We start from the raw sequence: 2198 nt of genomic DNA, 5'->3' as shown, positions 1-2198 counted from the left end.
TTTCTCCGAGAAACCCGTTTTCTGCTCATGCAAAAGGCTTCGACGGTGAGCCTGTCGAACTGCCGAACGGCAAAAGAGGGAATAAATAATCAGTTTTTAATAACAGGATTTAGTATTATATCTAAATTTTTAATAAAGTCGAGGTTGAAAATTATCGGGAATATCCAATTCAAATACTTGGTCATGAATCCGAGCCACATAAAACCCTTCTTGCAGAATTTTTTCGCGTAATTCTGATGATAAATGAACCGCCGCTAATATGCCATAGAGTTTTTTATCTTTGTGTTCAGGGAAAAAGCGCCGAAACCGTTGCAAAATACTTTTTAATTGTGAAATAGACTCCTCTCTAGCATGACTTTTAACCTCGACGATATAAGCAGTATTTAGCTGACCATTGGTATAGGCAAGGACATCAATTTCTAGGTGTTGTCCTTCTTTACTGACTCGCACACTGGGACTGATAACTTCCATACCAAAGCGTTGTCTGAGAATCTTTTCCATTGAAGGGAGGGCAAGTCCTTCGGTAAAGCTGCCGAATTTTGCACCGAGTCCCCCAATTTGCTGACCTAATTCTTTGAGTTGTTTGTCAGTTTTCTTCTGTTGCTGACTAACTTCCTTCAATAGTAGGTCAGTCTCCTTCAGTTGTTTGTCGGTTTCTTTTTGAGCAGTCGCTAATTCGGCTAAGAGTCGCCATACGTCTTCGGATGTAGTTGCCATAGCTAGTTTTTTCTCTCTGATTTGGTCTATTGCTATTTTACTGAATTTTGCCGATTCATGAAGAAGATAGTGCTTTTGCCTTTGAGTAAGAGAGCGATAAGTAGGGCGTGTTACGCTGTCGCTAATACAGCTTTATTTTTATAAGTAACTTAGAGTATTTTTAAGATTCATTAAAGTCAATGGTAAGATTAAGTAAAATCAATGGTTAATACATATACCTCTAAGGGAATATATGTTAAGGTTTGGGCGGAACCACATTTTTTAAGAGGTATTTAGTTATGACATTAGTAAAACTGATTGATTGTCGAGGGGGGGGGTAAGAATAGCTTATCAAAAATAGCTATCGCTTCCTCTGCCATTGCTTTTAGCACTCTAGCAATATCACCAGTTCAAGCTGCTCAGCTAATTATTCCCAACACAACTGTTTTAGGGACTAATGTTTTTTCCGGGCCAACTTTCACGGTTTCTCAAAACTTTCTTCCGTCAGACACCTTAAGTGTTAATGTGTCTGGAACAGTAGATATCTGGGCTGGAACATTGGCTATGAATGCTGCGGGTATTATTACCCAAACAACACAGCCAGGATTCAGTGTGGGACAAACTACCCCGGTGGGTTCCGGGGCAACACGTCCGGGTCAACCCAGTGGTTCTCTACTTATTGGTAATAGCACACTGGGATTTTTTCCTCTATTCTCAGCTAATGCAGCCAATGGTTTAGGCAGTGCCAATCCACCAACAAATTTATCATTATCTGGTGTGCCTTTATCCAGCATATTTACAAATGTAGGCTTTACGGGTATTGCTAATGGCACTGTTCTTCAGTTTCGTATCAACGATATTAATTCTTTTGATAATAGCGGTCAATTTGTCATTACCTCAACCCCTGCCTCGACCCCTGAACCTAGCACAATTTTAGGCTTAGGTTTATTGGGATTTGGTGCTTTCTGCCAGCGCAAACTATCTCAAGGGAAGAAGTCAAAACAGGACAATTGAGTTGAGAAATTTGGGATTTCTTTCAACAATTAATCCCCCCTTAATAAAGGGAGTATCTGACAGTTTTTAACACCTACCTACTTATATAAAAATAGGGGTTGGGTTGAGCAATAGCAAGGACTAACCTGCTATTTTGTAATTTTCAAAGGTAGGTCTTTTTCTTTTCTAACTTCTCAACATAAGTCAATGGCCTCTTTGATATTTTGTAGAGCTTCTTCTTGAGTCTCACGAAGTCGTTCAGCAACAAGTCGCCCCCATGGAACGGGCCATGGGTTTAAGTGATGAGGTTATTCGTTATTTAACCCTAAAACTCGATTGCGTGGTGGACCCCCCTGCCGATTTATCTCCCTTAACGGAAATTCCGCCCTCTCCTATTGGGACTTAGGCATTTTCGGGCAGCAAAAAAGGCTCAAACCATTACGGGACAAAGGGTTAACCTCGATTTATGATTTTCCTTGATCTATCTGGGTTTCAGCGATTTTGGGCTT

The 2198-nt window shown here is 40.4% G+C and carries 2 protein-coding genes and 1 pseudogene; 2 read left to right on the top strand and 1 reads right to left on the bottom strand.

What is annotated here, in order from left to right; translation table 11 throughout:
• Positions 1-129 precede the first annotated feature (129 nt).
• Positions 130-717 (bottom strand): DUF3782 domain-containing protein, encoded by a 588-nt coding sequence (locus H6F92_RS00340; RefSeq protein ID WP_190356395.1) that lies wholly within the window; start codon positions 715-717, stop codon positions 130-132.
• A 297-nt stretch (positions 718-1014) separates the two neighbouring features.
• Here H6F92_RS00340 and H6F92_RS00335 point away from each other — a divergent pair, with 297 nt between their 5' ends.
• A complete protein-coding gene (locus H6F92_RS00335) occupies positions 1015-1710 on the top strand; it encodes a PEP-CTERM sorting domain-containing protein (protein WP_190356394.1) in 696 nt (231 codons plus the stop codon).
• 241 nt (positions 1711-1951) lie between these two features.
• Positions 1952-2095: pseudogene (locus H6F92_RS26435) on the top strand (30S ribosomal protein S6); the annotation flags it as partial.
• Between the last annotated feature and the right edge of the window lie 103 nt (positions 2096-2198).

Origin of the sequence: Microcystis wesenbergii FACHB-1317 (genome assembly GCF_014696875.1) — a bacterium.
Classification (GTDB): Bacteria; Cyanobacteriota; Cyanobacteriia; order Cyanobacteriales; family Microcystaceae; genus Microcystis; species Microcystis wesenbergii_A.
This window is presented reverse-complemented; position numbering and strand designations above follow the sequence as displayed.

What these genes read in the sequence shown, in the direction of transcription:
- H6F92_RS00340 (WP_190356395.1), bottom strand. Translation starts at nt 717, where the DNA reads ATGGCAACTACATCCGAAGACGTATGGCGACTCTTAGCCGAATTAGCG.